At 72.5% G+C, this 7,308-nt stretch carries 7 protein-coding genes; 1 reads left to right on the top strand and 6 read right to left on the bottom strand.

The window, feature by feature from the left end; genetic code table 11:
- Window positions 1-20: 20 nt before the first annotated feature.
- From pdxS to pgsA, 5 genes are all read right to left on the bottom strand, one after another.
- Window positions 21-938 (bottom strand): pyridoxal 5'-phosphate synthase lyase subunit PdxS, encoded by a 918-nt coding sequence (gene pdxS, locus KDL01_RS37385; RefSeq protein WP_307846771.1) that lies wholly within the window; start codon window positions 936-938, stop codon window positions 21-23.
- A gap of 164 nt (window positions 939-1,102) precedes the next feature.
- Window positions 1,103-1,657 carry a hypothetical protein gene (locus KDL01_RS37380; RefSeq protein ID WP_212533449.1) on the bottom strand — a complete coding sequence of 185 codons (555 nt, stop codon included), beginning with the start codon at window positions 1,655-1,657 and terminating at the stop codon, window positions 1,103-1,105.
- Complete coding sequence (locus KDL01_RS37375; protein WP_212533448.1) at window positions 1,654-2,784, bottom strand: glycosyltransferase family 4 protein; 1,131 nt, start codon at window positions 2,782-2,784, stop codon at window positions 1,654-1,656. Before KDL01_RS37375 ends, KDL01_RS37380 begins: the two co-directional genes overlap by 4 nt.
- A complete protein-coding gene (locus KDL01_RS37370) occupies window positions 2,781-3,794 on the bottom strand; it encodes a phosphatidylinositol mannoside acyltransferase (protein ID WP_212533447.1) in 1,014 nt (337 codons plus the stop codon). The genes KDL01_RS37375 and KDL01_RS37370 overlap by 4 nt, the downstream gene beginning before the upstream one ends.
- Window positions 3,791-4,447 carry a phosphatidylinositol phosphate synthase gene (gene pgsA, locus KDL01_RS37365; protein ID WP_212533446.1) on the bottom strand — a complete coding sequence of 219 codons (657 nt, stop codon included), beginning with the start codon at window positions 4,445-4,447 and terminating at the stop codon, window positions 3,791-3,793. Before pgsA ends, KDL01_RS37370 begins: the two co-directional genes overlap by 4 nt.
- A gap of 203 nt (window positions 4,448-4,650) precedes the next feature.
- Between pgsA and KDL01_RS37360 the strand changes: the two genes are divergently transcribed.
- Window positions 4,651-6,813 (top strand): elongation factor G-like protein EF-G2, encoded by a 2,163-nt coding sequence (locus tag KDL01_RS37360; RefSeq protein ID WP_212533445.1) that lies wholly within the window; start codon window positions 4,651-4,653, stop codon window positions 6,811-6,813.
- Between the two features lie 4 nt (window positions 6,814-6,817).
- Here the strand turns inward: KDL01_RS37360 and KDL01_RS37355 are convergent, their stop codons facing one another.
- Window positions 6,818-7,246, bottom strand: coding sequence for a hypothetical protein (locus KDL01_RS37355; protein WP_212533444.1), 429 nt, complete (start codon window positions 7,244-7,246; stop codon window positions 6,818-6,820).
- Window positions 7,247-7,308: the final 62 nt, after the last annotated feature.

Here is a 7,308-nt window from a genome sequence, read left to right as displayed (position 1 = left end):
GGGGCGGGCAGGGCCCTGCGTCACCAGCCGCGGTTGGCGTAACGCTCGGTCTCGGGCAGCGTGTCGCAGTTGATGCCGACCATGGCCTCGCCCAGGCCGCGGGAGACCTTGGCGATGACGTCCGGGTCGTCGTGGAAGGTGGTGGCCTTCACGATCGCGGCGGCGCGCTTGGCCGGGTCGCCCGACTTGAAGATGCCGGAGCCGACGAACACGCCCTCGGCGCCGAGCTGCATCATCATCGCGGCGTCGGCCGGGGTGGCCAGACCGCCGGCGGTGAACAGCACGACCGGGAGCTTGCCGGTGCGGGCCACCTCGGCCACGATCTCGTACGGCGCCTGCAGGTTCTTGGCGGCCAGGTACAGCTCGGACTCGTCCAGGGTGCCGAGGCGGCGGATCTCCGCGCGGATCTGGCGCATGTGGCGGGTGGCCTCGACCACGTTGCCGGTGCCGGCCTCGCCCTTGGAGCGGATCATGGCCGCGCCCTCGGCGATCCGGCGCAGGGCCTCACCCAGGTTGGTGGCGCCGCACACGAACGGGATGGTGAAGGCCCACTTGTCGATGTGGTGGGTCTCGTCGGCCGGGGTGAGCACCTCGGACTCGTCGATGTAGTCCACGCCGAGCGACTGCAGCACCTGCGCCTCGACGAAGTGGCCGATCCGCGCCTTGGCCATGACCGGGATCGACACGGCGGCGATGATGCCGTCGATCATGTCCGGGTCGGACATGCGCGCGACGCCGCCGTCCTTGCGGATGTCGGCCGGGACCCGCTCGAGCGCCATGACGGCCACCGCGCCGGCGTCCTCGGCGATCTTGGCCTGGTCGGGGGTGACCACGTCCATGATCACGCCGCCCTTGAGCATCTCCGCCATCCCCCGCTTGACCCGGGCGGTGCCGAGCTGCGGAGCCGGCTGAGCGGTTTCGGTGGGGTTGCTGGACACGTCGGTACCTCGCTCGGGAGTTTGGCGCGTAAGGGTTACTCGACCATCTTACGATGTCACGATCCCGGGTTCGGCTCGCACGGTGTCGGGCCCCAGGTGAAACGGCTTACAGAGTGGGTTCGTGCCGGTCACGGCGCCGGAGCCGGACCGCGCGGCCCGCGGCGTCAGCGGGCCAGGGCCACCGGCGGATCGTCGTCGATCTCGAAATTCGGCTTGTCGGGGGCGCGTCCGGCCAGCCGGAAGGCGCGGACCAGGCGGTGCGAGCGCAGCTGGCGCACGGCCCGGACCGACTCGTTGTGGAAGCGGCGGGCGAGCTGGACCCGGCGCAGGGACCGGCCGAGCTCGTCGAGCAGCTCGGGGCCGCCGTGCGCGGCCCGCACCTGCTGGGCCTGGGTCGGGTCCTCGAAGGAGGCCCGCACGTCGCGGGTCAGCGCCGACTCGGCCGCCTCGCGCTCGTCCGGGTCGGCCGACTGGGCCTCGCGGGCGCCCGCGGCCAGGATCAGCGCGGTGGCCGGGTCGAGCAGACCGCTGCGGGCGAGCTCGAGCGCGGCGGTGGAGCGGCGCAGCAGCTGGGCGTCGAGCGCCACCCGGGCCGCGTCCAGGCGCACGTGCAGCCGGTCGAGCCGGGTGGCGGTCCAGCTCAGGTAGAGGCCGAACAGCACCAGCAGCACCGCCAGCAGGACGAGCGCTACGGAGTACTCGGTCAGCACGAGCCTCATCGCGGGCCGCCGTTCGCGGTCACCCGGGCGGTGGACTCGGTGACCATCTCGTAGACGGACAGGATGTCGGCCGCCACCACGGACCAGTCGTAGCGCCGGACCGACGCGGCCGCCGAGGCCCGCAGCGCGTCGCGCCGGCCCGGGTCCCCGAGCAGCCCGATCGCCTCTCGCGCGAGCGCGGCCGCGTCGCCGGTGGGGAACATCACCCCGGCCTCGCCGCCCTCGAGCACCAGCGAGAACGCGTCGAGCTCGCTGGCCAGCACCGGAGCGCCCGCGCTCATCGCCTCGACCAGGATGATGCCGAAGGACTCGCCGCCTGTGTTCGGGGCGCAGTAGACGTCGACGGACCGGAACAGCCGGGCCTTGTCCACGTCGTCGACCATGCCGAGGAACTCGATCCGCTTGCGCAGATGCTCGGGCACCGAGCGCAGCGCCTCGTCCTCGTCGCCCCGGCCCGCCACCAGCAGACGCGTGTTCGGACGCGCCTCGACGATCGCGGGCAGCGCCTCGAGCAGCACGGAAAGGCCCTTGCGCGGCTCGCCGTAGCGGCCGACGAAGGCGATGGTCTCGCCGGACCACTCCGGCCGCGGCTGCTGTCCGGCGAAGAAGCCGACGTCCACGCCGTTGGGGATCACCACCGCGTCCCCGCCCATGTGCTCGACCAGCGTGCGCCGGGCGTACTCGCTCACCGCGATGCGGGCGTTGATCTTCTCCATCGCGGACGCCACTATCGGCGCGCCGGCCAGCATCGCGCGCGAACGCGGGTTGGCGGTGTGGAAGGTGGCCACGATCGGACCGCTCGCGGCCCAGCAGGCGAGCAGCGAGAGCGAGGGCGTGCCCGGCTCGTGCACGTGCAGGACCTCGAAGTTGCCGTCGTGGATCCACCGGCGCACCCGGGCCGCGGACAGGAAGCCGAAGTTCACCCGGGCCACCGAGCCGTTGTACGGCACCGGCACCGCGCGCCCGGCCGACTGCGCGTAGCGCGGCAGCACGGTGTCGTCGTCCGCGGGCGCGAGCACGGAGACCTCGTGGCCCAGCCCGATCAGGTGTTCGGCCAGGTCGCGGACATGGTTCTGGACTCCCCCCGGCACGTCGAAGGAGTACGGGCAGACGATCCCGATCCTCACCGCGTGCCTTCCGCAGAACCCGATGCCGCGGTGTTGGCGCTGTCGGCGGTGTCGGAGGTCGCGGCGTCTGGGTCGGCGACGCGCTCGCCCGTGGCCGCGCCGGGCACCCGGGCCGGGTCGAGGTCCACCAGCCACAGCCGCTGCAGCATGTGCCAGTCGGCCGGGTGCTCGGCGATGCCCTGCGCGAAGACGTCGGCCACGGCCTGGCACATCACGGCGATCTTCTCCGGCTTGCGCCCCTCGGCGGGCACCGGGATCCGCGGCCACACCTTGGCGTAGTGATGGGGCCCGTCGTACCAGAGCGTGACCGGGCACAGCGCGGCGCCGGTGGCCACGGCCAGCGCGGCCGGCCCGGCCGGCAGCTTGGTGGTCTCGCCGAAGAACCGCACCGGCACGCCGCTGTCGGTCAGGTCCCGCTCGGCCACCAGACACACCAGCCCGCCCGAGCGCAGCCGGCGCATCAGCCCGGCGAAGGTGCCGGTGCCGCCGGTCAGCGGCAGCACCTCCATGCCGATGGACTCGCGGTAGCGCAGGAAGCGCTCGAACAGCTTCTCCGGCTTGAGTCGCTCGGCCACGGTCGTGAAGCCGTCGGCGGCCACTCTCGCCGCCCAGGCTCCGGCGTGGTCCCAGTTGCCCATGTGCGGCAGGGCCAGCACGACACCGTTCCCCTCGGCCAACAGTTCGCGCAGCTTGTCCTCGTTCAGCACGGTCATGGTGCTCTCGATCCGCTGGCGTGACCAGGTCTCGAGCCGGAAGGTGTCGCAGTAGTAGCGCATGTAGTTGCGCATGCCCTGCTTGGAGACCTCGCGGATGCGCGCCTCGGACGCGTCCGGGCCGAGCACCCGGGCCAGGTTCGACTCGAGCCGGCGCACGGACTTGCCGCGCTTGCGCCAGGACCGGTCCGCGGCCTTCTCGAACAGCTTGTAGGCCGGCTTCTCCGGCAACCGCCGCACCACCGCCCAGCCGGCGGCGTACGCGCGGTAGGTCAGTTCCTCTTTGAGATCGCTCACGGGGTCTCCTCGGTCTCCGGTTCGGCGGCCGCAGCGGCGTCGCCGGTCAGACCCAGTGCGAGGGCCTGCTTGCGCACGTACAGCATCCGTTGCACGACGGTGCAGGTGGACCCGGCCGCCAGTGCCCACAGGGCGATCGCCTGCACGAACGGCACGCCGAGGCCGTCCAGGCCGGTGGCCACCAGCGAGCCGACCAGGCGCTCGCCGCGCTCGACGTAGCCGATGTCGCACTTGAAGCCGAGCGACTCCGCCTTGGCCCGGGCGTAGGAGGTGACCGACCCGGAGATCAGGCAGATCATGCAGGCCAGGAACAGCCCCAGCTTGTCGTTCACGGCGAAGTAGTAGGCGAGCGAGCCGAAGATGGCCGCGTCGCCGAAGCGGTCGAGCGTGGCGTCCAGGAAGCCGCCCCACTTGGAGGCACGGCCGGACAGCCGCGCCATCGTGCCGTCGAGCAGGTCGGAGAAGATGAACGCGGTGACCGCGAGGGTGCCGACCAGGAAGCTGCCGCGCGGGAAGAAGGCCACCGCGCAGGCGACCACGCCCAGGGTCCCGAGCAGGGTGACCGTGTCGGGGCCGACCCCGATCCGCAGCAGAAATCGCGCGGTCGGCGTCAGGACGCGGGTGAAAAACGCCCGCGCGTAGCGATTGAGCATAGGAATCCCAGCATCGGCGTCGGTCACGAAGGCGGTCCGGTGCGGACCGGCGCCCATGCTATTGGACCGCGCGGGTACCGCGGATTTCGCCTCCCCCGCGCTCGGGTGAAACGCTGGCGGCAGAGGTTGTGCCACTCCGCAAAGAGGAGTTGTCTACCTGTCATACCAACAGTTACCGTTCGATCACACGCGGAGGTGCGACGATGTCGGACAAGGGCGGTGGCCACGGAGGCCAAGCGGCGGCCGGAAGCGCGCAGTTGTCCCCGGCGCGCGGCGCGGCCATCCGCAACGTCGTACTCGTGGGACACACCGGCGCGGGCAAGACCACCCTGGTCGAGACGCTGCTCGCGGCCGTGGGGGCGATCGGGCGCCCCGGACGGGTGGAGGACGGCAACACCGTCTGCGACTTCGAGGAGATCGAGCACCGGCTCGGCCGCTCGGTGGGCCTCGCGGCCGCTCCGCTGCTGGTGGACGGCATCAAGGTGAACCTGCTCGACGCCCCCGGCTACGCGGACTTCGCCGGGGACCTGCGGGCCGGGCTGCGCGCCGCGGACGCCGCGCTGTTCGTGGTCTCCGCCGCGGACGGGGTGGACGGTTCGACCCAGCTTCTGTGGGAGGAGTGCGCGGCGGTGGGCCTGCCGCGCGCGGTCGTGGTGACCAAGCTGGACGCGGCCCGGGCCGACTTCGACGAGATGGTGCTGATCTGCCAGCGCGTCTTCGGCGACGGCGTCGCCCCGCTCTACCTGCCGCTGCTCGACGACGAGGAGCAGGTCGGCGGCGTGATCGGGCTGCTGAGCCAGCAGATCTTCGACTACAGCTCGGGCGAGCGTGAGGTACTCGAGGCCGACCCGGAGCACCTCGAGCTGATCGAGCCCGCCCGCAACGCGCTGATCGAGGGGATCATCGCGGAGAGCGAGGACGAGACCCTGATGGACCGCTACCTCGGCGGCGAGGACATCGACGTCAAGGTGCTGGTCGACGACCTGGAGACGGCGGTCTCCCGCGGCCACTTCTACCCGGTGATCCCGGTCTCCGCGGCCACCGGCGTGGGCACGGCGGAGCTGCTCGAGCTGGTCACCCAGGGCTTCCCGGCGCCCGGCGAACACCTGATCCCCGCGGTGACCACGCCCGACGGGGAGCCGAAGGCGCCGCTGGCCTGTGACCCGGACGGCCCCCTGGTGGCCGAGGTGGTCAAGACGACCTCGGACCCGTACGTCGGCCGGATCTCGCTGGTGCGGGTCTTCTCCGGCACCCTGCGCCCGGACACCCCCGTGCACGTCTCCGGCCACGGCATGGCCCTGCGCGGCCACCCCGACCACGACGTGGACGAGAAGGTGGGCGCGCTATCGAGCCCGCTGGGCAAGACGCAGCGGCCGGTGGAGTTCGCGGCGGCCGGCGACCTGGTGGCGGTGGCGAAGCTGGCGCACGCCGAGACCGGCGACACCCTCTCGGCGAAGGAGGACCCGGCGCTGATGGAGCCCTGGGTCATGCCGGACCCGCTGCTCCCGGTGGCCGTGACCGCGCGGGCGAAGTCGGACGAGGACAAGCTCGCCCAGGCGCTGTCCCGGCTGGTGGCCGAGGACCCGACGCTGCGGCTGGAGATCAACCCGGAGACGCACCAGCTGGTGCTGTGGTGCCTCGGCGAGGCGCACCGGGACGTGCTGCTTGACCGGCTCGCGACCCGCTACGGCGTGGCGGTGGAGACGGTGGCGCACCGGGTCTCGCTCAGGGAGACCTTCGGCGCGCACACGAAGGGCCGGGGCCGGCACGTCAAGCAGTCCGGCGGGCACGGCCAGTACGCCATCTGCGAGATCGAGGTGGAGCCGCTGCCGGCCGGGTCCGGCTTCGAGTTCGTGGACAAGGTGGTGGGCGGCGCGGTGCCGCGCCACTTCATCCCGTCGGTGGAGAAGGGCGTGCGCACGCAGATGGAGCGCGGCGTCCTGGCCGGGTACCCGGTGGTCGACCTGCGGGTGACGCTGGTGGACGGCAAGGCGCACTCGGTGGACTCCTCCGACATGGCCTTCCAGACCGCCGGCGCGCTCGCGCTTAAGGACGCCGCGTCCCAGGGCGGGCGCCCGACCCTGCTCGAGCCGGTGGAGGCGGTGGAGATCACCCTCGCGGACGAGTTCGTCGGCGCCGTGCTGGGCGACCTGAGCAGCCGCCGCGGCCGCGTGCTCGGCACCGAGCCGACGGACGCCGGACGCACCGTGGTGCGCGCGGAGGTCCCGGCGACCGGCCTGGCCAGGTACCCGGTGGAACTCAGGTCCCTGTCTCACGGCACGGGTCAGTTCACCCGGGAGTACCTGCGGCACGAGCCGATGCCGGCGAACCTGGCGGCGAAGGTGATCGAGGAACTCGGGGAGTAGCGGACTACCGCTTCCAACGCACGGCGAGGCGGCAGGGGTTCCCGGCGTCGTCGAGGCCGAGTTCGAGCACGCATTCCCCGGCGCCCGTGCGCGCGCCGAGCACGTCGCGCAGCACGGTCGCCTCGCGTGCGGCCAGCTGCTCGATGAGCAGTTCGAACTCGTCCACCGGCTCGTCGCCGAGGTCGGTGTACTCGGCGAGCGCGCGGGCGTCGAGCAGCGCCGCGTACCCGCTCGGGGTGGGCCGGGTCAGCCGCCGCGTCCACGTCGTCGGCGCCGCGTCGGCAAGCAGCACCTCGAGGCCGTCGGCCGCGGCGCGCACTGGGAAGCTGCCGCGCGGCAGCCCGTCGAGACAGGGCCGTGCGTCGGCGAACACGGTCGCGGCGTCGCCCGCGATCAGCGTTCCGGTCGGCAGCGCGAGTTCGAGATCATCCACCCGGCCCAGTCTAGATGGGCGGATCGGCGCCGATCACGGTGCCGATCCACGGCGGGCGGGGC

Origin of the sequence: Actinospica durhamensis, assembly GCF_018139695.1 — a bacterium.
GTDB classification, from domain to species: Bacteria; Actinomycetota; Actinomycetes; order Streptomycetales; family Catenulisporaceae; genus Actinospica; species Actinospica durhamensis.
The sequence above is the reverse complement of the archived record's forward strand: the minus strand, read 5'-3'. Positions and strand labels throughout refer to the sequence as shown.